This window comes from Rhodoblastus acidophilus, from assembly GCF_025961575.1.
GTDB classification, from domain to species: domain Bacteria; phylum Pseudomonadota; class Alphaproteobacteria; order Rhizobiales; family Beijerinckiaceae; genus Rhodoblastus; species Rhodoblastus acidophilus_C.
On sequence record NZ_JAOQNX010000003.1, the window covers coordinates 104,948 to 127,177 of the forward strand.

General features: G+C 63.9%; 18 protein-coding genes. 8 read left to right on the forward strand and 10 right to left on the reverse strand.

What is annotated here, in order from left to right:
• Positions 1-8 precede the first annotated feature (8 nt).
• The gene (gene aceE, locus M2320_RS02870; protein ID WP_264596004.1) at positions 9-2,669 is read right to left on the reverse strand and encodes a pyruvate dehydrogenase (acetyl-transferring), homodimeric type; all 2,661 of its coding nucleotides are present in this window, start codon (positions 2,667-2,669) and stop codon (positions 9-11) included.
• Positions 2,670-2,877: 208 nt separating this feature from the next.
• On the opposite strand from aceE, the gene M2320_RS02875 reads away from it, so the two are divergent.
• Complete coding sequence (locus M2320_RS02875) at positions 2,878-3,759, forward strand: LysR family transcriptional regulator (RefSeq protein WP_264596005.1); 882 nt, start codon at positions 2,878-2,880, stop codon at positions 3,757-3,759.
• Positions 3,760-3,980: 221 nt separating this feature from the next.
• On the opposite strand, the gene M2320_RS02880 is transcribed toward M2320_RS02875, so the two are convergent.
• The gene (locus M2320_RS02880) at positions 3,981-4,595 is read right to left on the reverse strand and encodes a hypothetical protein (RefSeq protein ID WP_264596006.1); all 615 of its coding nucleotides are present in this window, start codon (positions 4,593-4,595) and stop codon (positions 3,981-3,983) included.
• Positions 4,596-4,703: 108 nt separating this feature from the next.
• Between M2320_RS02880 and M2320_RS02885 the strand changes: the two genes are divergently transcribed.
• Both M2320_RS02885 and M2320_RS02890 read left to right on the forward strand, forming a co-directional pair.
• Positions 4,704-5,552 carry a DUF1003 domain-containing protein gene (locus tag M2320_RS02885; protein ID WP_264596007.1) on the forward strand — a complete coding sequence of 283 codons (849 nt, stop codon included), beginning with the start codon at positions 4,704-4,706 and terminating at the stop codon, positions 5,550-5,552.
• Between the two features lie 343 nt (positions 5,553-5,895).
• A complete protein-coding gene (locus M2320_RS02890; RefSeq protein ID WP_264596008.1) occupies positions 5,896-6,489 on the forward strand; it encodes a hypothetical protein in 594 nt (197 codons plus the stop codon).
• Positions 6,490-6,559: 70 nt separating this feature from the next.
• Here the strand turns inward: M2320_RS02890 and M2320_RS02895 are convergent, their stop codons facing one another.
• The 5 genes from M2320_RS02895 to M2320_RS02915 all read right to left on the reverse strand — a co-directional run bounded on the left by M2320_RS02895 (position 6,560) and on the right by M2320_RS02915 (position 12,600).
• The gene (locus tag M2320_RS02895; protein WP_264596009.1) at positions 6,560-8,809 is read right to left on the reverse strand and encodes a Hint domain-containing protein; all 2,250 of its coding nucleotides are present in this window, start codon (positions 8,807-8,809) and stop codon (positions 6,560-6,562) included.
• 112 nt (positions 8,810-8,921) lie between these two features.
• A complete protein-coding gene (locus tag M2320_RS02900) occupies positions 8,922-9,560 on the reverse strand; it encodes a LutC/YkgG family protein (protein WP_264596010.1) in 639 nt (212 codons plus the stop codon).
• Positions 9,560-10,960 carry a lactate utilization protein B gene (locus M2320_RS02905; RefSeq protein ID WP_264596011.1) on the reverse strand — a complete coding sequence of 467 codons (1,401 nt, stop codon included), beginning with the start codon at positions 10,958-10,960 and terminating at the stop codon, positions 9,560-9,562. Before M2320_RS02905 ends, M2320_RS02900 begins: the two co-directional genes overlap by 1 nt.
• The gene (locus M2320_RS02910; RefSeq protein ID WP_264596012.1) at positions 10,957-11,736 is read right to left on the reverse strand and encodes a (Fe-S)-binding protein; all 780 of its coding nucleotides are present in this window, start codon (positions 11,734-11,736) and stop codon (positions 10,957-10,959) included. The genes M2320_RS02905 and M2320_RS02910 overlap by 4 nt, the downstream gene beginning before the upstream one ends.
• A 102-nt stretch (positions 11,737-11,838) precedes the next feature.
• Positions 11,839-12,600, reverse strand: coding sequence for a FadR/GntR family transcriptional regulator (locus tag M2320_RS02915; RefSeq protein ID WP_264596013.1), 762 nt, complete (start codon positions 12,598-12,600; stop codon positions 11,839-11,841).
• Positions 12,601-12,775: 175 nt separating this feature from the next.
• Here M2320_RS02915 and M2320_RS02920 point away from each other — a divergent pair, with 175 nt between their 5' ends.
• Positions 12,776-14,398 carry an L-lactate permease gene (locus tag M2320_RS02920; RefSeq protein WP_184425707.1) on the forward strand — a complete coding sequence of 541 codons (1,623 nt, stop codon included), beginning with the start codon at positions 12,776-12,778 and terminating at the stop codon, positions 14,396-14,398.
• A gap of 124 nt (positions 14,399-14,522) precedes the next feature.
• Positions 14,523-17,318, forward strand: a complete 2,796-nt coding sequence (locus M2320_RS02925; protein ID WP_264596014.1) for an FAD-binding and (Fe-S)-binding domain-containing protein — start codon at positions 14,523-14,525, stop codon at positions 17,316-17,318.
• 3 nt (positions 17,319-17,321) lie between these two features.
• Here M2320_RS02925 and M2320_RS02930 read toward each other — a convergent pair whose 3' ends face one another.
• Complete coding sequence (locus M2320_RS02930) at positions 17,322-17,936, reverse strand: hypothetical protein (RefSeq protein WP_264596015.1); 615 nt, start codon at positions 17,934-17,936, stop codon at positions 17,322-17,324.
• 124 nt (positions 17,937-18,060) lie between these two features.
• Here M2320_RS02930 and M2320_RS02935 point away from each other — a divergent pair, with 124 nt between their 5' ends.
• Positions 18,061-18,471, forward strand: a complete 411-nt coding sequence (locus M2320_RS02935; protein WP_264596016.1) for a bacteriohemerythrin — start codon at positions 18,061-18,063, stop codon at positions 18,469-18,471.
• Between the two features lie 197 nt (positions 18,472-18,668).
• A complete protein-coding gene (locus tag M2320_RS02940) occupies positions 18,669-20,054 on the forward strand; it encodes a DegQ family serine endoprotease (protein ID WP_264596017.1) in 1,386 nt (461 codons plus the stop codon).
• 57 nt (positions 20,055-20,111) lie between these two features.
• On the opposite strand, the gene M2320_RS02945 is transcribed toward M2320_RS02940, so the two are convergent.
• A complete protein-coding gene (locus M2320_RS02945; protein WP_264596018.1) occupies positions 20,112-20,324 on the reverse strand; it encodes a hypothetical protein in 213 nt (70 codons plus the stop codon).
• Between the two features lie 126 nt (positions 20,325-20,450).
• Entirely contained in the window at positions 20,451-21,899 is a 1,449-nt protein-coding gene (locus M2320_RS02950; RefSeq protein WP_264596019.1) for an MFS transporter, read from the reverse strand.
• On the opposite strand from M2320_RS02950, the gene M2320_RS02955 reads away from it, so the two are divergent.
• Entirely contained in the window at positions 21,899-22,063 is a 165-nt protein-coding gene (locus tag M2320_RS02955) for a hypothetical protein (protein WP_264596020.1), read from the forward strand. The genes M2320_RS02950 and M2320_RS02955 overlap by 1 nt on opposite strands.
• The last annotated feature ends 167 nt before the right edge of the window (positions 22,064-22,230 follow it).

Consider the following 22,230-nt stretch of genomic DNA (forward strand, 5'->3'; position numbering starts at 1 on the left):
TAAGGGCGTCAAACCCGTGTGGGATCGGGCTTTTCCGGATCGATCTGGTAGAGATCGATGGCCTCGGCCACCCGCTTGCTCGGGATCAGCTGCGAATCCGCCATCGCCTTCAGGCCGGCGAGGGCGACGAAATTGCGGTCGACCTCGAAGAAGCTGCGCAATTTCCGCCGATAGTCCGAGCGGCCGAACCCATCGGTGCCTAAAACCTTGTATTTGCCCGGCACATAGGCGCGGATTTGCTCGGCGAAGGCGCGGATATAGTCGGTCGAGGCCACCACCGGGCTGTCGCCCAGCGCGTTCAGCAATTGCGTGATGTAGGGGACGCGCGCCTCTTCCATCGGATGCAGCATGTTCCAGCGCTCGACATGATCGGCCTCGCGCTTCAGCTCCGAAAAACTGGTGACCGCGACAATGTCGGCATGCACGCCAAAATCGCGCTCCAATTGCGCGGCGCCGGCGATGACTTCGCGCAGAATCGCGCCGGAGCCGAGCAAAGTGATGCGCTTTTCCTTGGGCGTGCCCTCGGGCGCGCGCTTGAACACATAGGCGCCCTTGATAATGCCCTCTTCCGCCCCTTCCGGCATGGCCGGGTGCTCGTAATTCTCGTTGAGCAGGGTCAGGTAGAAATAGACATCCTCGTTTTCGGCATACATGCGTTGCAGGCCGCGCTGCACGATGACCGCGACTTCATAGGAAAACGTCGCGTCATAGGAGACGCAGTTCGGGATGGTCTGCGAAAAGATGTGGCTGTGGCCGTCCTCGTGCTGGAGACCTTCGCCGTTGAGCGTGGTGCGCCCGGAGGTGCCGCCGAGCAAAAAGCCGCGCGCGCGCATGTCGCCCGCCGCCCAGGCGAGGTCGTGGACGCGCTGGAACCCGAACATCGAGTAATAGATGTAGAACGGGATCATCGGCGTGTTGGAATTGGCGTAGGAGGTCGCCGCCGCGATCCAGCTCGCCATGGCGCCGGCCTCGTTGATGCCTTCCTGCAGCATCTGGCCGGAGCGGTCCTCCTTGTACCAGGAGAGCTGGTCGGCATCCTGCGGCCGGTAGAGCTGGCCGACCTGGGAAAAGATGCCGTACTGGCGGAACATGCCCTCCATGCCAAACGTGCGGGATTCGTCGGGCACGATCGGCACGATGCGCTTGCCGATGTTCTTGTCGCGCAACAAATGGTTGAGCACGCGGACAAAAGCCATGGTGGTGGAGATTTCGCGGCCTTCGGTGCTTTTCAACTGCAGCTCGAAGGCGGAGAGCGGCGGGATTTCCAGCGGTTCCGAATGGCGCCGGCGCGCCGGCAGATAGCCGCCCAGCGCCTGCCGGCAATCGTGCAGATAATTGTCTTCTTCCGAGCCCGGCGGGAATTTGATCAGCGGCAGGTGCTCGATCTCGCTGTCGGCGACGGGAATGTTGAAGCGATCCCTGAATTGCTTCAGCGCCTCGACATTCATTTTCTTCGCCTGATGCGCCATCATCTGCGCTTCGCCGGCCGAGCCCATGCCATAGCCTTTGACGGTTTTGGCGAGGATCAGCGTCGGCTGGCCCTTGTGCTCGACAGCGGCCTTGTAGGCGGCGAAAATTTTGCGCGAGTCATGGCCGCCGCGGGTCAGCTTCCAGATTTTCTCGTCCGACCAGTCCTTGACCATGGCGGCGGTCTCGGGATAGCGGCCGAAGAATTTCTCGCGGATATAAGCGCCGTTCTTCGACTTGAAATCCTGGTATTCGCCGTCGACGCATTCCTCCATCAACTGGCGCAGCCGCCCGGAATAGTCGCGGGCCAGAAGCTCGTCCCAGCCCGTGCCCCACACCAGTTTGATGACGTTCCAGCCGGCGCCGCGGAAATCGGCTTCAAGCTCCTGGATGATCTTGCCATTGCCGCGCACCGGGCCGTCGAGGCGCTGCAGATTGCAATTAATGACAAAGATCAGATTGTCGAGTTTTTCGCGTCCCGCCAGAGAGATGGCGCCCAGCGATTCCGGCTCGTCCATCTCGCCGTCGCCCATGAACGCCCAGACTTTGCGCTCTTGCGTCTGGATCAGGCCGCGCCCTTCGAGATAGCGCAGGAAGCGGGCCTGATAGATCGCCATCAGCGGGCCCAGGCCCATGGACACCGTGGGAAACTGCCAAAAATCCGGCATCAGCCAGGGGTGCGGGTAGGACGACAAGCCTTTGCCGTCGACCTCCTGGCGGAAATTCAGCATCTGCTCTTCGGAAATGCGCCCCTCGAGAAAGGCGCGGGCGTAAATGCCGGGGGAGGAATGGCCCTGGATGAAAATCAGGTCGCCGGCGTGTTTTTCCGAGGGCGCATGCCAAAAATGCATGAAGCCGACATCGTAAAGCGTGGCGGCGGACTGGAAGGAGGCGATGTGGCCGCCGAGTTCGGAGGAAACTTTATTCGCCTTGAGCACCAGCGCGGCGGCGTTCCAGCGGATCGCGGCGCGGATTTTTGACTCGATGGGGCGGACGCCCGGATGGTCGGGCTGGTTTTCGGGCGGGATGGTGTTGATATAAGCCGTGTTCCAGGCAAAGGGCAGCTGCGCGCCATTCTTGCGCGCCTCGGCGACCACTTCGTTCAAGAGCTCGTCGACGCGCTCGACGCCCTCGAATTCCTGCACGGAGTTCAGCGACTCCAGCCATTCCCGCGTTTCCTGCGCGGCCTCGTTGCGGTCCATGGATTTGCCTCCGGACATGAGTCTCCGCGTCCGGAAGACGGTCCTCCGGCGTCGGGGCCCTCGATTTTTTTACTGGAAGGCTTTCGCCTCCTCCCCAAACGCGCGGGTTTGCCCCGCATTGTTCTGGATCAATGTAGGCAGATTATGCCGCGGTTTCCAATTCTGGAAATGAATTGATTTCCTGATAGCCATTCCATAGAAGAATGGCATGGACCTCAAAAACCTGCGCGCCTTTGTCGAGGTGATCCGCCAAAACGGGTTTACCGCGGCGGGCAAGGTTTTGAACGCCACGCAATCCACGGTCAGCAAGGCGGTGCGCGCGCTCGAGGACGAGGTCGGCGCGCCGCTGCTCGACCGTCCCGCGCCAAAGCCCCGCCTGACCCCGATCGGCGAAGCCGTTTATGCCCGCGCGCTGCGCCTGCTCGCCGAGCGCGACGATCTCCTGGCCGAAATCGCTGAGTTGCGCGGCTTGAAGCGCGGCGTGCTGCGGCTGGGCCTGCCGCCGGTCGGCAGCGGCATCCTGTTCGCGCCGCTGTTCGCGCAGTTTCGCAAAGCCTATCCGGGCATCGACATTCGCCTGGTCGAGCAGGGCAGCGCCCGGCTCGAGGAAATCCTGCGGCTCGGCGAAATCGATTTCGCCGCCTCGCTGCTGCCGGTGGATGAGGATTTTGAGGCCCATGAAATCCGCCGCGACCCCCTCATGACCCTGGTCGCCGCCGATCATCCGCTGGCGCGGCGCGACACCATCTGCATCAACGACCTGCGCGAGACGCCGCTGATCCTGTTCGAGAGCGGGTTTGCGCAGAACCGCGTCATCATCAACGCCTGCCATCGCGCGGGGTTCGAGCCGGCGGTGGCGGCGCGCTCCGGTCAGATCGATTTTCTGGTGGAGTTGGCGGCGGCCGGCGTCGGCGCGGCCTTTTTGCCCCGGCTGCTGGTCGAAAGCCACGCCCGGCGCGGCGTGGTCAGCCTGGTGCTCGACGAACCCGGCGTCGACTGGCGCCTCGCCCTGGTCTGGCGCAAAGGCGCCTATCTCTCCGATGCGGCGCGGGCCTGGCGGGCGCTCGCTCTGGCCGCGCGCTTCGATTGACGCTGATCTGCGAAATTTTTAGGGCATTAAAATACATTTCTAATATTTGCGACATTTTTGTAATTTATGTTATGTATGCCGCAAATACGCCATAAACAATTCAAATGAAAGTCCTATATTAGCCCCGCTGTGGCCTTCGCCGTTTCGGTTAATGCTTGTCTATACATTCGAAACGATTCTGATTTGAACATTTGGTTTGGAGAGGTCGTTATGGCCCGATTTCATTCCAGAAATCCGCATTTTTCGCGCAGGGCCTTGCTCGGCGGAATGCCCGCCGGTTGCGCGGCGGCGCTTCCCGTCGGCGAAGCCAGCGCCCACGTCAAGCTGTCGAAGGACGCGGTTCGATTTAAGAAATTGTCCGCTGACGACAGGACCTGTCGTTCCTGCGCGCTGTTCGTGGCGCCGTCGAGTTGCGCCTTCGTCGAGGGGCCGATCGAGCCGGAGGGCACATGCTGGATTTGGCGGGCGAGAGGCGCGTGACGCTCGCCTCGAGCAAACCAGCTCCGCTCAAGGCCCGTCGTGTTGGAGTTCCCCCGCATCTCAAGACGGCTCAGCTTTATTTTTTCCGCGACGGAGGGCGCCATGACCACTCGCACCGGCAATGCCAAGGTTTCACGAAGGACTTTGCTCGTCGGCGGTTTGGCCGCCGGTTCGCTGCTTCCGGCGGGCGCGGCCAGCGCCAGGGTCAAGCTGTCCCAGGCCGCGGTGCGCTTCCACGCGCCATCGGGCGACGGCAGGGATTGCCGGTCCTGCAAGCTGTTCGTCGCGCCGGCCGGCTGCCTGTTTGTCGAAGGCGCGAACGACCCGAGCGGCTCCTGCTGGATCTGGAGCCGCAAGACCGCTTGACAGCGCAGCGGCGGCGCCGTCACAAGCCGATAAGCGCAACCCGGATGATCCCAAGGCGTTCGTGAAACGCCACCGGCCGCTTCGCTTCGGAGATGACAATGTCCGCGCCGCCTGAGACTCTGCCGCTCGACGTGAATCCGGCCGACCATGAGGCCGACGAGCCGACGTTCGAATTGGAGTCCGACGTCAGCGGCAAGCCGCGCGTGAAAAAACTGGCGTCCGCGATCAGCGGGCGGCGCTATCGCAAGCGGCAGATGGTGCGCATCGACAGCCTGCGGCCCTCGCTCGCCGAACGCATCCGGCGCGACCACCCGGACCTCCCGGAAAACGCCCGCATCAGTCTGGGCGAACTCGCGCGCTACCAGATGCTCTATGTCGAGGAGCTCTTGCAGCAGGAGCATGGCGAGTTTTCCGAGCTCGACCGGCAGGTGGCCGAAAGCATCGCCAACCAGGACACGATCGCCGAAAACATCGAGGATGATTTCGAGGAGCATCGCACTTTTGGCGAGCGCCTCTCCGACCATCTCGCGAGCTTTGGCGGCAGTTGGAAGTTTTTGCTGTCCTTCGCCGGGTTCCTGGCGGTGTGGATGGCCTATAATATCGTCAAGGGCGACGCCTTCGATCCCTATCCCTTCATCCTGCTCAACCTCGTCCTGTCGACGTTGGCCGCGATCCAGGCGCCGGTGATCATGATGAGCCAGAAGCGCCAGGAGGAGAAGGACCGCCAGCGCTCGTTCAACGACTATCGCGTCAACCTCAAGGCGGAACTGGAAATCCGCCATCTCCACGAAAAGATCGACTATCTGATCTCCCGGCAATGGCAGCGCCTGTCTGAAATCCAGCAGGTGCAGATCGAAATGCTGCAGCAGGGACAACGCAAGAAACTCAAGAGCCCGAAGACGGAGGGGACGCGCTATCGCGAGCCCCAGGGGCGCGACACGGAATAAAGGCGGCCGAATTCCGTAAAAATACTGAGATGGCTGATTTGACGCCGCACGAGGTCGAATCGCCGCCGGAATCCGGAGAATTTTCGTCTCATTCGATCCGCATCGACGCGAGAACGGCGCCGCGCGCCATGAAATCGCGGTGATCGCTTTGAGGCGGCTGGAGGCCCGCAACGCGCGTTGATGCAAAGCAATGCGCAGCCAATCCCCGTGAATTCAAATCGCTTGCTTGGTTGAAAACTCGGGCGGTTCTGCGCTCCGCTTGGGGCGGGATTAATGACGCATGTCCTTCTGAGTGTCCTGGAGTGGACGCCTCGCAAAAAAAACGGCGCAAGGGAACGGACTCATGGGTTTCTTCGCAAGATTGTTCGGCGGCTCCAAATCCACAGCCAGCGCAACGGTTTTGGCCGAAAGCGCGCCCAAGCCCGAAAGCGAGATTCAGGCGGCGGAACAGCCGGTCGCCAGCGCGCCGGAGGCCGTGCAATCAATTGCACAGGACGCTGAGCCCCCTGAACAGTCGACCGCCAGCGCCCCCGAAGCAGCGCCCGCGGCGCCGGAGGTTTTGGACTCCGAGCCTGCGCCGCCCCAACAGCCGATCGAAGCGGCGTCCACCGTAGAGCCCGAGGCCGAAGAGACCGAGCCCGAAGACGAGGAAGAGCTTTCCGAGCCGGAGCCTGCGCCGGAGCCTTTTCCCGCCCTCGCCCCGGACGAGGTCATCTATGTGCTGACCACGTTCGGCGTGGATTCCATCGACCCCGCCTTCATGGCGACGAAAAAAGTCTATCGGGCGGGCAGCCGCCAGGCGGCGGTCGCGTTCCTGCGGACGCAGGTCGTGACCGAAACCTTGTTCTACATCGAAGTGGAAACCCCCGACGGTCCGTTCGGCATCGACCTCCGTCACCGCGTCTTCAACGCGCAGGGACATTTCGTCGATTTTTGATGCGGTCCCCGGCCGGCGGCCGAAGCGATCCAGGGCCCCTGCGGTGAAGTTCACCGCAGGGGCCTATGTTTCACGCGGCCTCTGAAGCCGCCAGACCGATGGCCGCCGCGCGGCGATCCAGAAGCGCGCGAATGGCTCTTGGAACCTGCCGCGCCGATTTCACCCGCGGAAAAGTCATCTCGGCCATCGGCGGCGGGTCGCCAGCCGCTTCGTGCTCCCGCCAATTGTCGAAAGCGAGCCGGTCGACGTTGTCAACAAAAGTTTCGGCGGCGACGCCTTCGGCGAGAATCAGCGCGTGATCGGCGAGTTCGATGTGCCAATAGGTGAAAACCTGGGGAACATCGTGTTCGCGTGTGATCGTCGCGCCGTTCACCAGCGCGCCCGCGTGGATCAGCACGCCGCCGAGCATGAGCGCGTGATCGGGCGAGACAAGCAGATCGCGTGTGGGGCTGTTCTCGCCCAGCGCGCCGGCCTTGATGCGAATGGGCAGGACCCGCACCGGATCGGCGAAGCGGGTGGACACCGTTTGCCGGCCCATCCAGCGGATCGGCGCGACCTCGCCGCTCGACGTCATGACCAGGTCTCCGGCCTTGAGCGTTTCGACAGCGGCCTCGCCCATGGGGGTTGCGACCCATGTTCCCGGATAGAAGCAGATGATGTTGACGGTGATCTCTTCGGTCAGGACGCCGCCCGCTGTGTCCGTCACGGTGACCACGAACGTGTCGGTCCCCGGCGCGCCCTGGAGCGCGGCGACCTTGCTTTCATCAATGTTGTAGGTCCAATCGACCTTGCCGGTCTGGTTGCCGGTCGAATCGTTTTTCAGCGTCGCATTTAGGGTTCCGAGCGCGTGGGCGCCCGCCGTCACCGTGATCGAGTGGGTGTCGGCGGGATCCGCGTCCGCAAACAGGAACTGGCCGCCGGTGGTGAGGTGCGTCTTGGTGGGGTCGTCCTGAACTGTGCCGGTGAGGGTCGATGTGACGGCCTCCGAACTGGCGAAGGTTTTGACGAAAATGTCCGACGTGGCGTTGGTGTCGCCCGCGACCAGATCGGACGCGTATGAGTTGAAGGCGATGCTGTTTCCATCCCGCGAAAATGATGGGTCATAGCTGGTGTTATTTGCCTGCGCGCCGTCAGCGCCCGTCGAAACGCGGGTGATGGCGCCGGTCGTCAAATCCCTGACAAAAACGTCCGACGAATTGTTGGTGTCGCCTTCGACAAGATTGGACGCGCCGGAGTCGAACGCGATCTTGGTCCCATCCGGGGAGAAGATGCAGTATTCTCCAATGTAATTATTGGCTGGCGTTCCGTCGGCGGCGGACGACACGATTGTGACCGCGCCGGTGACCAGATCCTTGACGAAAAAATCGTCGGAACCGCTGGCGTCGTTTGCGACCAGGTTCGTGGCGTCGGAGCCGAAGGCGATCTTCGTTCCGTCCGGAGAGAATATGGCGTCGCTACACCGGCCGTTTGACTGTGTCCCGTCGGCGGATGTCGAGACGCAGGTCAATTCGCCCGTAGCGAGGTCCTTGACGAAGATTTGTGACGGCGTGCTAAGCCACCAGAAGGGATGGGTATAATCTATCGCGCCGGCATAACTGATGAACGCGATTTTGCTTCCGTCCGGAGAGAGGGAGTGGCCGAAACTGCCCGGCAACTGCGATCCATCGGCGCCGGTCGAGACGCGGGTGATCGCGCCGGTCGTCAAGTCCTTGAGGAAAACATCCGGGGCATTGTTGGTGTCGCCGGCGACGAGATTGGAGGCGTCGGAATCGAAGACGATCTTTGTTCCGTCCGACGAAAAGTCTGGCGGATCGTAAGTCGAATCGTTCGCCTGCCCTCCATCGGAGGCGGTGGATATGCGGGTGGTTGCGCCGGTCGTCAAATCCTTGATGAAAAGGTCCGTGACGCCATTGGTGTCGCCCGCTACAAGGTTGGACGCGCTGGAGTTGAACGCGATCTTGGTCCCGTCGGGAGAGAAGACGCCGCCGTTGCTGCCGCCATTCCCTTTCGACCCATCGCTCGCGGTGGAAACGAGTGCAATGTCGCCCGTCTTCAAATCCTTGACGAAAACATCCTGGTCGTTGTTGGCGTCTCCCGCGACCAGATTCGAGGAGTTCGACTCGAACGAGATTTTGGTTCCATCAGGAGAAAAACGCGGGATCCAGCTTCCCGAGCTGTTTCCAGAGTTGTTCCCCAACGTACCGTCCGCAGCGGTCGAGACCAAGGTGATTGATCCATCGCTGCTATATTCGGTGGTTATCTTATGCGAATTGACAAAAGTCGGGCTTTGGTTGTCGGATTTCGACAGGTCGGTGCTCATGGGCGCCTCGGGCAATCATTTTAATATTCGATTACCCCGGGTATCACAGCATCGTGAATGACGCAACGTTATGGAAGGTCGCAGCTCCCTTGGTGAGCCCTGATTGGGCTGTTTATCCGATGAAAACAATGTGCAGGCGTCGCGGCCCGTGGGCGCCGCGGGCCAGCACGCCTTCGATGTCGGTGGTGCCGCTTGCGCCCGTAATAAAATTCACGTTGCGCGGCTGCGGCTGGCCTTTTTCGGCTGCGGCGTAATCCTCGAACCGGGCCACCACGCTCCGCGCCTCCAGCGCGACAATATGGTGCAGCGGCTCGAAATTATAGAGCGTCGGCGCGTCCGGGCCGGAATGAAACACCAGCGATCCCGTCTCGGCGATCCCGCCGCGCGCCGCGCCCACCGCCAGCATCGTGTCCGGCTTGAGCGGGGCCGGGCGCACGCCGCCCCAGTCGAGGCCGGTCAGGCGCGGATCGGGTTGCAGCGCCGCCTCCTTTTCCAGGCCGTGCGCCTCGGCGTAGCGGGCGACGGCTTCGGGCAGGGCGCTCCAACCGGCAAGCCGCTCGACGGTCGCGCCCACCTTGTCCGCCGTGACCCGGGCGGTAAAATTCTCGACCAGATCGGAAAATTCCAGCGGCGGCAGGCAGGCTTTCATCGCCCCCGCCAGCTCCCGCGCCTGCGTCTCCAGCGCGTCGGTGAGCAAATGTTCGGGCCGCAGGCGGCGCAGAGCCGAAAAGATCGCGTCGCGGGCGTTCATCAATGCTCTCCCGAGGCGACTTGCGCCAGAAACGTTTGCTTTGGCGGCGTGGGGAAATCGCGCGTGTCGGTCCAAGCCGGCGCGAAGGGCAGCCGGGAAATCCAACCGTCCTTGCCGAGCCGCCGCAGCAGCGGCAGCGCGATCGAGAGCGCCAAACGGTAGAGTTTGGGTTTGGTCGCGACGAATGCCCAGATTTTTAGTGCGCGCTGGACGCCGGGCGGCTCGTAGCCGGCCTCAAAACTCTTGGCGCGCCAATCGCGCAGCAACGTGGGCAGGGGAATGTCCACGGGACAGACCGCCTTGCACAACCCGTTCATCGTGCAGGCGTGGGGCAGGTCGCGCGTGTTTTCCAGCCCGTCGAACACGGGGGTGAGCGCCGAGCCCATCGGTCCCGGATAGGCGCCGCCATAGGCGTGTCCTCCTATCTTGCGATAGACCACGCAATGGTTGAGGCAGGCCCCGCAACGCACGCAGCGCAGCATTTCCGGCATTTCTTCCAGCATTTGCGTGCGGCCATGGTCGACCAGCACGATGTGGAACTCTTCGGGGCCGTCGCGGTCGCCCTCGCGCTTGGGGCCGCAATGGAAGGTGGTGTATTGCGTGAGGTCGGCGCCGGTGGCCGAGCGCACCAGCACCCGCGTCAATTGCAGCGCGTGCTCCGTGGTGGCGACGATTTTTTCGATGCCCGCCGTGACGATGTGGACGCGCGGCGGCGTCGTCGTCAGCTCGGCATTGCCCTCATTGGTGATGGTGCAGATCGCGCCGGTTTCGGCGACCAGATAATTCGCGCCGGAAATGCCGACATCCGCGCCAAAAAAATCGTTTCGCAGCTCATGGCGCGCCGAGGCGACCATGGCTTCCACCTCGGTGAGCAGCAGATGGTCGCGATGGTGTTTCTGGAACAGTTTTGAGACGTCTTCGCGGGTGCGATGCGCCGCCGGCCAGATGATGTGCGACGGGGTTTCGCCGGCGAGCTGGATGATGTGCTCGGCCAAATCTGTTTCTACGCGGCGGATGCCCGCTTCGGCGAGCGCGTGTGGCAGGCCGATCTCCTCGCCCAGCATGCTTTTGGAGCGCGTCGCCGTTTTCGCGCTCGCCTGCCGGCAGATGTCGATGACGGCGGCGCAAGCTTCCTTCGCGTCGCGCGCCCAATGGATTTTCGCGCCCGACGCGAGCGCATTGCGCTCGAATTGTTCGAGGTAATAGGCGAAATTGTCGAGCGCGTGATCCTTGAGCGCCGCCGCCTGTTTGCGCGCCTCGTCGAACTCCGGCCAGGCGGCGACCGCCGCGGCGCGCTTGGTTCGCGCATTGCCGGTGGTGCGGTCGAGCGCGACGCGCAGATTGGAATCGCCGAGCGCTTTTTTCGCCCGCTCCTTGAAAGTCCCCACCGGCGCGTTCATGGCTTTTCCTCGCCGATGGCGTGGATGGCGCGGCCCGCCAACAATTCGGCGGCGTGGAAGACGCGGGTGGTCGCGCCGGAGCGGCGCAGCTTGCCCGCCATATTGAGCAGGCAGCCGAGATCGCCGCCAAGCAGCAGGTCGGCGCCGCTCGCCTGGATATTGGCCGCCTTTTCCGCGACAATGGCGTCGGAAATTTCCGAATATTTCATGCAGAACGTGCCGCCGAAGCCGCAGCAGGTCTCGTCGCCCTCGAGCGGGCGCATCTCCAGCCCCTGCACCGCGGCGAGCAGCGCGCGCGGCTGGGTCTTGATGCCGAGGCCGCGCAGGCCCGAACAGGTGTCGTGATAGGTCGCGCTCGCCTTGCACGAAACCCCGCTCGGCCTGAAGCCGCGCACATCGACAAGGAAGCTGAGCAGTTCGAACGTCTTGTCCGCGAGTTTTTGGGCGCGCAGGGCGAGGGCGGGGTCGTCCTTGAACAGCTCGGGATAGGTGCGGATCATCGACGCGCAAGAGCCGGAAGGCGCGACCAGATAATCAAAATCCTCGAACAGATCGATCACCTGCCGCGCAAGTTTTTTCGCGGAGCCATCGTCGCCGCTGTTATAGGCCGGCTGGCCGCAACAGGTCTGCGCGCTGGGTATCTGCACATCGCAGCCGGCCGCGCGCAAAAGCTCGAGCGCGGAAAAGCCGATGTTGGGCCTGAGCATGTCGACGAGGCAGGTCGCGAACAGACCCACCTTTGGCGCGGCTTGCCGCGCTCCTCCCCTGTTTGTCATTTTTTCGCCTGTCGTTGTCGCACGCAAAAACAACGCGCGATCGGCCGATTTTTGTCACTTTTATCGCAACAGGCGTCGGTGGTCAATTAAAATGACCAGAGATTACGGCGCGACGAATTCCGAGCGGCCCATGCGGCGCAGCGCCCGGGCGACGCGGGTCTGTTCGTCGCGGATGGCGCGCAGGGTCGCCGCTGTCGATTCCATATGCCGGGACGCCGCCTCCTGCGCCCGCTCGGGATCGCGCGCCAAAACGGCTTCGCCGATGGCGAGGTGTTGTTGCAAAAGATCGTCGCGGGCGCCGGGGTGGGTGTAGAGCTGGTGGCGGTTGTAGAAGACGCCATGGCGCAGCATGTCGGCGAAGGCGCGCATGATGTGCAGCATCACGAGATTGTGAGAGCCTTCGTAGATCAGCATGTGCAAATCTGCGTCGGCCTCGGCCTCGTCGCTGGGGTCGTCCTTCTCGTGGGCGGCGCGCATCTTGTCGAGGCAGGCTTTCAGCGCCTCGCGCTCCGGTTCGGTGGCGCGCAAAGCGGCGAGGCGGGCGGCCTCGCCTTCGACCAGGCCGCGATATTCGAGATAGTCGAGCAGGGCCTGGTCATTGGCCTGCATCATCGCCGCCAGCGGTTCGGTCAGCGGCGCCATGAACTGGGTGACGCATGTGCCGCTGCGATTGGTCTCGATCAGCCCGCGCCTTTGCAGCTTTTCCAGGGCTTCGCGCAGTGATGGTCGCGAAACTTCCAGCTTTTCCGCCAGTTCACGCTCCGCGGCCAGCCGTTCGCCCGGCCGCAGGGCGCCCTCGAGGATCAATTGCTCGAGGTGGTCGGCGATGGCGTCTGAGAGTTTGAGGTTTCTGACGGGTTCCATGGCCATGCAGCGAGAAGGAGAATCGAACCTCATTCTATCACCGCACAAAAGATCGGTCCAAGGAACTATTGCCAAAGCATGACCGATCCAATATGCGAGAGTGGTAAATTAAACATACCAGCTATGCGCGTGGTCAACAACTCGCAAGCTGGCGCTCCGTTCCCGGGGAGGAAACATGTTCGCACAATTGCTCACGCCCGTGGGGGGCAGCCTTGCGCTGTCCTTCGCCGCCGCGACCATTCCGGTCGTGGTGGTGCTCGTCATGCTCGGCATCCTGCGCCGTCCCGCCTGGCAGGCCGCCGGTCTCGGCCTGATCGCCGGCCTCGCGCTCGCCATTTACGTCTGGAAGGTGCCGACCGAACTCGCGGTCAATTCCGTGCTCAACGGCGCCGTGTTCGCGCTGTGGCCGGTGATGTGGATCGTGGTCAACGCGCTGCTGCTTTACAATGTCGCGGTCAAATCGGGGCGGTTCGACGCGTTTCGCGCCTGGGTGATCGAGCATTTGCCCAATGACCGCCGCATCGTGCTGGTGGTGATCGGCTTTTGCTTCGGCGCGCTGCTCGAAGGCGTGTCCGGCTTCGGCACGCCCGTCGCCATCACCTCGTCACTGCTGATCCTGTGCGGCTTTCCGCCTCTGGAAGCCCTGGTGTTCGTGCTGATCTTCAACACCGCGCCCGTGGCGTTCGGCGCGCTCGGCGTTCCCGTGACCGTGCTCGGCGCGGTGACCGGCCTGCCGGCGCCGGCGCTCGGCGCCATGATCGGCCGCCAGTTGCCCGTTCTCGCGCTGATCCTGCCCTTCTATGTCATGGCGGTCTATGGCGGCTGGCGCTCGATCAAGGCGCTGTGGCCGGTGCTGCTGGTCTCCGGCGGCTGCTTCGCCTTCTCGCAATTCGTCGCCTCCAACTGGCTCGATTATGCGCTCACCGACGTGCTGGCCTCGCTCGGCTCGCTCGGCGGCACGCTGCTGTTCCTGCTGGTGTGGAAGCCCCGTCCCGATCCGGAATTCGCCATTTCCCGCGAAGCCTTCGAAGCCGAAAGCCGCGCCGACACGGCGCCGGGCGTGCCGCTGTGGCAGGGCTGGCTGCCCTGGCTGATCGTCTCCGGCCTCGTCATCGCCTGGACGCATTTCGGCGTGGCCAACATCGGCCAGAACAAGGTCAACTGGCCCGGCCTGCACAATATGATCTCGATCACGCTGTATAACGCCAAGCCCTACGCCGCTGTCTGGACCTTCCAGCCGCTCGGCACCGGCACGGCCATTCTGCTGGCGACGATCATCACCGCTTTGATCGTGCGTCTGTCGCCCGCCGACTTCTTCCGCTGTATCGGCACGACCGCCAAGCAGAGCTGGGTGGCGGTCATCACCGTGACCTTCATCATCGGCCTCGCCTATCTGATGAACTATTCCGGCATGGCCTATACGCTCGGCAACGGCGTCGCCTCGACGGGATGGTTCTTCGTGCTGCTCTCCCCCTTCCTGGGCTGGGTGGCCGTGATGCTCTCGGGCTCGGACACGTCAGGCAACGCCTTGTTCGGCAATTTGCAGGTGGTCGCCGCCCGTCAGCTCGACCTCAACCCCGTCCTGTTCGCCGCCACCAATTCGTCCGGCGGCGTGATGGGCAAGATGGTGTCGCCGCAAAACATCGTCACCGGTTGCACCGTGACCGGGCTGATCAACAAGGAAGGCCTGGTGTTCTCGCGCACCTTCAGCCATTCGATCGTCCTCACCCTGTTCCTCAGCGCGCTGGTGGTCGTGCAGCAATATGTGACCCCCTGGGTGATCCCGGTGGTGAAATAGGAGCGCGGAGGGGCTTCCCCTCCGCTCATCCATGGACCGCCCTCGTCCTTCGAGACGCCCGCTGTCGCGGGCTCCTCAGGATGAGGGCTATTCTGTTGAGAGCCAGATTCCAGGAGCAGCGGTCATGCCGCAGGTCGATTACGCCGCACTGACCCAGTCGTTCGCCAGTTTCATCCCGTCCGAGCGCATCTACACCGATCCGCTGCGGACCTTGGCCTACGGAACCGACGCCAGCTTTTATCGCCTGACCCCCAAAATCGTCGTGGTCGCGGAAAGCGAGGCCGAAGTTCTGGGGCTCGTCGCTCAGTGCCGGGGGCAGGGGGCGCCGGTCACCTTCCGCGCCGCCGGCACGTCGCTGTCGGGGCAGGCGGTCACCGACAGCGTTCTTATTGTGCTCGGCGAGGGCTTTGGCGGTTTCGCCTATGACGAGGACGCGCAGGTCGCGCGGCTTGGGCCGGCCATCGTCGGCGGCGAGGCCAACCGACGCCTGCTGCCGTTCCAACGAAAAATCGGACCCGATCCCGCCTCGATCGCCACCGCCAAGATCGGCGGCATCGCCGCCAACAATGCCTCGGGCATGTGCTGCGGCGTGGGCCAGAATTCTTACCACACGCTGGCGTCGCTGCGCCTCGTGCTCGCCGACGGCGCCGTGCTCGACACCGCCGATCCCGGCAGCATCGCGCGGTTCCGCACGACCCATGGCGCCTTGCTCGACGGCCTCGCCGCTCTATCCGCGGACATTCGCGCCGACGAAAAGCTTGCCGCTCGCATCACCGAAAAATATCGGCGCAAGAACACGACGGGCTATGCGATCAACGCCTTGATCGACTTTTCCGATCCGGTGGACATGCTGACCCATCTGATGATCGGCTCGGAGGGCACGCTCGGCTTTTTGTCGCGTGTCGATTATCGCACCGTGCCTGAATATGCCGACAAGGCCTCCGCCTTTGTCGTCTTCGCCGATCTGGAAAAAGCCTGTCGCGCCGTCACCGCGCTCAAAAACACGCCGGTCGAGGCGGTGGAGCTTTTGGACCGCGCTTCGCTGGAAAGCGTCAAGTCGAAAAAGGGCATGCCGGTCGATGTCGACACGCTCGGCCCCGACGCCAGCGCGCTGCTGATCGAGGCGCGCGCGCCCGATGCCGAGGAACTCGGCAAGCGCATCGCCCTGATCCTCGAAGCCATCGACGCCTCCAGCACGCTGAACGGCGTTGTCTTCAGCCACGACCCGCAAGAGACCGCGCGCTACTGGGACATGCGCAAAGGCACGTTCCCGGCGGTGGGCGGCAAGCGCCCGGCTGGAACCACCGTCATCATCGAGGACGTCGCCTTTCCCGTGGAGCGGCTCGCCGAGGCGACCATGGATTTGCGCGCGCTGATGAACGCGCATGGCTACACGCAAGCCATCATTTTCGGCCACGCGCTCGAAGGCAATCTGCACTTCGTCTTCGCCCAGGGGTTTGACTCGCCCGATGAGGTGAAACGCTACGCTAATTTCATGGAGGCTGTGGCCGAACTGGTGGTCGGCAAATATGACGGCTCGCTCAAGGCCGAGCATGGCACCGGCCGCAATATGGCGCCCTTCGTCGAGCGCGAATGGGGCAAGGCGGCGACCGATGTGATGCGCCGGGTGAAAAAACTGCTCGATCCGCAAAACCTGTTCAATCCCGGCGTCGTGCTCAACGATGACGCGGAAGTGCATCTCAAAAACCTCAAGCCGATGCCGGCGGTGACGCCTCTCATCGACGCCTGCATTGAATGCGGGTTTTGCGAGCCGCAATGCCCCTCCAAGGGACTGACCCTGTCGCCGCGCCAGCGCATCACCTCGTCGCGCGAAATCCGGCGGCTGCGCTGCGATGCGCCTGACGCGCCGGAACTGGCGGCGATGGAGAAGGACTATCTCTATTTCGGCGACACAACCTGCGCGGCTTGTTCTCTGTGTTCAACCGTCTGCCCGCTGGAGATCGACGTCGGCCGCTACACCCGCAGCCTGCGCGCGCAACGGCGCGGTCCCGTGGCGAAACTCGCGGCCTATACGGCGGCGCGCAATTTCGGCGCGGTGACCAAGACGGGGCGCGCCGGTCTGGCGCTGGGCGCGGCGGCGGAAGGCGTGGTCGGAACGACCGTGATGACGACCATGTCCGGCCTCGCCAACAAGGTTTTGGGGACGCCCCGATGGTCGCAGGCCATGCCGCGTCCCGCGCCCGTCACGCCCGCGCCGGCGCCGGCCGAGGGGGCGCCCGTGGTCTTCTTCGAGAGCTGCTCCAGCCGCATGATGGGGCCGGCGAAGGAGGACGCCAGCGAACCGCTGGCGGTCGTGGCGGCGCGCGTGTTCGGCCGCGCCGGCTTCAAACTGGTCACCCCCGAGGGTCTTGAAGAGCTCTGTTGCGGCCAGCTGTTCGACACCAAGGGTTTTCCCGACGCCGCCGATCTCAAGGCGCGCGAACTGGTGGAGCGTCTCGGCTCCGCCAACCCGATCCCCGTCATCTTCGACGCCTCGCCCTGCGCGACGCGCATGAAGGCGTTTTCGGGCCCGCATTTCCAGGCGATGGATTTGCTGCAGTTCCTGCGCGAAAAGGTGGCGCCGCGCCTGACGCTCAGCAAAGCCAAAGAGCCGATCGCGGTGCACGCCACCTGCACGCTGCGAAAAGCCGGCCTCGCCCCGGCGTTGATGGAGCTGGCCGGAATGTGCGCGGAACAGGTGATCGCGCCTCCGGGCGTCACCTGCTGCGGTTTCGCCGGCGACAAGGGTTTTTATACGCCCGAGCTCAACGACCACGCTTTGCGCCACCTCTCCGAGGCGCTGCCGGAGGCCTGCCACGAGGGCTATTCCACCAACCGCACCTGCGAGATCGGGCTGTCCAGCCATTCCGGCCGGCGCTACCGCTCGATCCTGCATCTGGTGGACGAGGCGTCGCGCTGAAACTTACTCGCCGTCCGGCGTCATCGCCATAATGTGGTCGAAGGCGCCGTCCGGCTTGAACAGGCAGCGCAGCGCCTTCACCCCTTCCTCGCCCTTGTCGGCCTTGGCGTCCAGCGAGGCGCCCTCCGCCGTCTTGACGAGCTCGCCGAGCGCGATCGCCTTGGGTTCGACGCCATAGAGTTTCGCGGCCTCGGACCGGCAGGCCTCTTGCCCCGCCTGATCGCCGCCGCGCGAAAGTTCGACCGACAGGCTGTAGCGGCAGGTCTCGTTGCGGCGGGCGGCGTTGCGCATCAGATAGATTTGCGCGCGCCAGACGCCTGATTGCGTCGGGTTCTGGCTGAATTCATCTCCGGCGGTCGAGCCGATGTGAACCGCTGTGTCGGCGCCGGGGGCGTAGACATTGAAGTAACAGGAGCGGTTCGACGGCTTGAACAGCAGGCGCAGGGTCTGGCCCTGCGCGGCGGTGATGCGGTAATCGACGCCCGCATCGCCCTTGAGGGTCCCGCGCAGCGTCACAACAGTTTTTCCCGCAGGGATTTTCACCGGCTTCACCGCATCGGCGGCGAGGGCTGGCGCAGCGCAGGCGAGGCCAAGCCCCAGGATCAGGCGAGCAATCATCGAAAAACCTCACGCATGAAAGTCCGGGGATGATCGTCGGGGGCGCCCGCCTGCGCAAGGGGTTTGCGCTGGCGCAACGTCTTCGGCGCTCTCGCCGCTTAGAGACGAGCGTGAGGAGAGCCCGATGAACCTGCCGAAAATCCCGCTCGGCGTCGACGTGATGGACCGCGACCATTACGCGCTGGAGCAAATGTTCGCCCGCACGCCCCATGTCGCCGACGACGATCTGCCGGCGCATCTGGACGCCATTCTCGCGGAAATCGCCGCCCATTTCCTCCGCGAGGAGGCGGCGATGGAGGCGGAGGGCGTGCCGATCCTGCATTGCCATCGCGGCCAGCACGCCGCGCTGCTCGAAGAGGCGGAACGTCTGCGCAAAGAATTCGGGCGCGTCGACGCCGCCGCGCGCCGCCACGCCATCGGCTTTCGCCTGGCCCGGCTGGTCTCCGACCATGTCGCCAGCGTGGACGCGATTTCGTCGCGGTTCTTTTTCGACAAGGCGGATGTGTCCGTCGACCCCGTGGGCTGCTGCGGCTAGAGCATTTTCGAGCGAAGTGGATGCCGGTTCGCGTGAAGAAAATGCGTCAAACCAAAAAGTTAGAGCGCGTTCGGTGAACGGGAGTTCACCGAACGCGCTCTAAGGCGGCCACGCCGCCCGGCGCGCGGCGAGAGGTCGCGCGCTCTTTTTCGCGCGCCCTGCGACTCCTATATTCGTCGCTGACGAAAGGGATTCGCATGATCCGCATTGTGTTCGCCGCTTTTCTTGTCCTGGTCGCGCCGCTGGCCGCGCAGGCGCAAAAAATCCCGCTGAGCCGGGCCGAAATCAGCCTGAGCCTGTCGCCGGTGGTGAAGAAGGCGGCGCCGGCCGTGGTCAATGTCTACGCGCAGCGCGTCGAGCGCCAGCCGCGCAATGCGCTGTTTGACGATCCGGTGTTCCAGCGCTTCTTCGGCGGCCAGCATCCCAGCGCCAAAACCGCGCAATCCCTGGGGTCCGGCGTGATCGTCGATCCTTCCGGCCTCGTCGTCACCAACCATCACGTCATCGAAGGCATGACCAGCGTCAAGGTGGCTTTGGCCGACCGGCGCGAATTCGCCGCCGAAATCGTGCTGCGCGACCCGCGCTCCGACCTCGCCATTTTGCGCATCAAGAGCGACGAGAAAACCTTTCCGGTGCTCGAAATGGGCGACAGCGACGCCATCGAGGTCGGCGACCTCGTGCTCGCCATTGGCGATCCCTTTGGCGTGGGCCAGACCGTGACCCAGGGCATTGTCTCCGCGCTGGCGCGCACCCAGGTCGGCATCAGCGATTACGGCTTCTTCATCCAGACCGACGCCGCCATCAATCCCGGCAATTCAGGCGGCGCGCTGGTGGATGTGAACGGGCGGCTGGTGGGCGTCAATTCCGCCATATTTTCCCAAACCGGCAGTTCGGTCGGCATCGGCTTCGCCATTCCCGTCAATATGGTGAAAAGCGTGGTGGCGGCGGCGAAAAATGGCGGCAAGGAGGTGCGCCGGCCCTGGCTCGGCGCCAGCCTGCAAAATCTGACGCGCGATCTCGCGGAAAGCCTCGGGCTCGACCGCCCTGCGGGCGCCTTGGTGACCGAGGTCGACCCGCGCGGCCCCGCGGCAACGGGCGGGCTGAAGCAGGGCGATGTGATCGTCGCGGTCGACGGCCAGGAGGCGGCGGACGCCGGCGGCGTCGGCTATCGGCTCGGCGCCAAGACCATTGGCGGGACGGCGTCGCTGTCGGTGCGCCGCGACGGCAAGAGTCTGGTTGTGCCGCTGGCGCTGGTGGCGGCCCCGGAAAAGCCGGCGCGCGAGGAAATCAAGATCAAGGGCGGATCCCCGTTCGCCGGGGCGACCGTGGTCAATATTTCGCCGGCGACCTCGGAAGAATTTTCGATCGGCGCCGCCAAGGAGGGCGTGGCGGTCGTCAATGTCGAAGACAATACGCCCGCGGCCGCCGTCGGCTTCCAGAAGGGGGATGTCGTGCTCACCGTGAACGGCGCCAAGATCGCCGCCACCCGCGACCTCGACCGCGCCGCCAGCCAAAACCCCTATGTGTGGCGGCTGACCATCAACCGGGGCGGGCAGGTGATCACGAGTGTGATCGGAGGTTAAGCAAAGCGAAGCGCCGCCCTTTTTGGAAAGGGCGGCGCCGGATGGAAGCTCTGGATTTTACTCCGCGCTGTCGAGGAAGCGCCGATGGGTCGCCATCACATTGCGGCGGCCGACGAACACCAGGAACGCCAGCACGGCGGCGACCGGGACGAGGGCCAGCGCCGGGATCTTGATCACGGCGACAGCGAGATAGATCGCCACCTGGATCACGCCAAGGCAAGCGAAGAAGATGGCCATCAAAATGGCAAGGCGAAGGAAAGGTCCACTCATTGGGGCATCTCGCGTAAGAATGACTTAGCCTCCATCTCAATGATATAAATCAAAAACCGCGCCTGCGCACGTGTTTCCGATTGTCGCAGCAAACATGCGGTTTCGCTTGTTTGCAGGAACGCCAGATCATGGGTCCGCGGACAGCGGCGGCGCCACCTCTTCCAGCGGTTTGCCCTCGGCGTCCACGGCGAATCGCCAGGCGACGCCAGCGGCGAACAGCATCATAAACGCGGCGAAAAGATAGCCGAAATAAAGGTTTGTTCGCGAGCCCGCCTCGACCAGCCAGCCGAAGACATAGGGCGCGGCCACCCCGCCTATGGCGGTCGCCGCCGCATAGAACAAAGCGATCGACATGGCGCGGATTTCCAAGGGGAAGTTTTCCGCGACGGTGAGATAGGCGGCGCTGGCCGCGGGCGAGGCGAAAAAGAACACCGTCATCCAGCCGATGGTCTGGGTGGTCGCCGTCAGCAGGTCCGCCTGGAACAGCGAGGCCCAGACCAGCAACAGCGCGCCCGAAACCCCATAGGTCAGCGTCAGCATTTTGCGCCGCCCCCAGACATCGAACAGGCGACCGAGCAGCAGCGGCCCCATGAAATTGGTCAGGGCGAAGGGCAGAATGTGCCAGCCGACTTTTTCGGCGGGCACGGCGTAGAAATTGGCGAGCACCAGCGCATAGGTGAAGAAGATGGCGTTGTAGAAAAACGCTTGCGCCGCCATCAGCGTCAGCCCGACCATGGTGCGCTGGGGATAGACCCGCGTCAGCGTGTCAAAGGCGCTTTTCAGCGCATGGCCCTGAATCGGCCGCAGCGCCAGCAGTTTTCGCGGGTCGATCGCCGCGAGGCTGACGCCGGACTTTCGAAACTCCTCCTCGATGCCGTCGACCACCGCGTCGGCCTCCTTGACGCGGCCGTGCAGCACCAGCCAGCGCGGGCTTTCCGGTAGCCAGAAGCGCATGAACACGACAATGACGCCCAGCGCCGCGCCGGTGAGAAAGGCGAGCCGCCAGCCGTATTCCGGGTCGATCAGAGCCGGATTGAGGAGGAGCGCCGCCACCAGCGCGCCCAGGGCCGCGCCCAGCCAAAAGCCGCCATTGACCACGAGGTCGGTAAAGCCGCGATAGCGCGCCGGCACCAGTTCCTGGATGGTCGAATTGATCGCGGCATATTCGCCGCCAATCCCCGCGCCGGTGAGGAAGCGGAACACGAAAAAGCTCAATCCGTCCCAGGCGAGCCCGGCGAGCGCCGTCGCGGTGAGATAGAGGACGAGGGTGATGAAGAACAGTTTGCGGCGGCCCATGCGGTCGGTGAGCCAGCCGAAGAACAGCGCGCCCAGCACCGCGCCGGACAGATAGGCGCTGCCGGCGAGGCCGATGTCGGCGTCGTTGAAATGCAGCGCCGGGCTCGCCCGCAGCGCGCCCGCCACCGAACCGGCCAGCGTCACCTCCAACCCGTCGAGCACCCAGGTGATTCCGAGCGCGGCGATCACCAGGCGATGGAAACCGCTCCAGGGCAGCCGTTCCAGGCGGGCCGGGACGTCGGTGACGATGCGGCTTTCGCCGATGGGGGCAGCGGTCAATGCGGGCGTTCCTGATGCGGGTTTTTCAGGAACGCGCGGAAGACCGGGAGGTTTACATGAAAACGTTCGGAGTTTTCATGATCCTATCTGGCGCCTTTCAGCCGGGCCTCGCCCTGCTCGCAAGCATCCTCATCGTCGCCGTCAAGATTTGGCGATCGATCTGATCTCGCGCATTTTCGAGCGAAGGGGATGCCGGTTCGCTTGAAGACAATGCTCCAAGACGCCCGTTCGGTGAAGCTGAGTTCACCGGACGGGCTTTAGCAGGCTGCTGAAAAAGTCCCGTTCTCATGGCCATGGTTCGAGACGGCTGCTGCGCAGCCTCCTCACCATG